Annotated in this window: 1 rRNA gene; it reads right to left on the bottom strand. The window is 53.1% G+C overall.

Annotated features, from left to right (window positions below):
- Positions 1–308, bottom strand: a 23S ribosomal RNA gene (locus BHE89_RS00140); the annotation flags it as partial.
- Between the last annotated feature and the right edge of the window lie 10 nt (positions 309–318).

Raw genomic sequence — 318 nt, 5'->3', positions numbered from 1 at the left:
TTTCCTGGAAGCAGGGCATCAATTGCTTCACCACCTTAGTGGTTCGTCATCACACCTCAGCATTAAGTGACCGGATTTGCCTAATCACTCTGCCTACATGCTTGAACCGGGACGACCGTCGCCCGGACAACCTAGCCTTCTCCGTTCCCCCATCGCAGTTACCACCAGTACGGGAATATTAACCCGTTTCCCATCGTACTACGCTTTTCAGCCTCGCCTTTAGGGGTCGACTCACCCTGCCCCGATTAACGTTGGACAGGAACCCTTGGTCTTCCGGCGTGCGGGTTTTTCACCCGCTATTATCGTTATCTTACTGTC

The organism is Shigella sp. FC1967, from assembly GCF_001743005.1.
Taxonomy (GTDB): domain Bacteria; phylum Pseudomonadota; class Gammaproteobacteria; order Enterobacterales; family Enterobacteriaceae; genus Proteus.
Note: the sequence above shows the minus strand (reverse complement) of the source record. Positions and strands in the feature narration are given on the sequence as shown.